General features: G+C 66.5%; 1 protein-coding gene. It reads right to left on the bottom strand.

Translation table 11 applies throughout. The features are described from left to right. Positions 1-328: amidohydrolase family protein (locus tag MUG06_RS22765; RefSeq protein ID WP_243080132.1), on the bottom strand; the 328-nt coding region annotated here is incomplete at both ends.

A 328-nucleotide genomic window follows, 5' to 3' on the forward strand; every position in this document is an offset into this window, starting at 1 on the left:
TTCGCGGTCGAGGCGGGCGTTGACGTCATACATCTGCATGCCGCCCACCGTGCGCCCGGAGACCAGCCAGTACAGCGCGGTCCACGGGTTGTAGCTGGCAACGCGCGTGGCGTCCGTTCCCAGGCCCACCGGCACGCCGGTTTCCAGCATGCGCGCCACCGGCGGCGTGTGGCGGGTGGCCTCAATGCCGTAGCGTTCAGCAAAGTATTCTCCCTGGAACGCCATGCGGTGCTGCACCGCGATGCCGCCGCCCAGCTCTTTAATGCGGTCGATGTTGCGCTGCGTCACGGTCTCGGCGTGGTCAAAGAACCAGTGCAGGCCGTTGAAG

The organism is Pantoea sp. MQR6, from assembly GCF_022761075.1.
In the GTDB taxonomy this organism is placed as follows: Bacteria; Pseudomonadota; Gammaproteobacteria; order Enterobacterales; family Enterobacteriaceae; genus Pantoea; species Pantoea phytostimulans.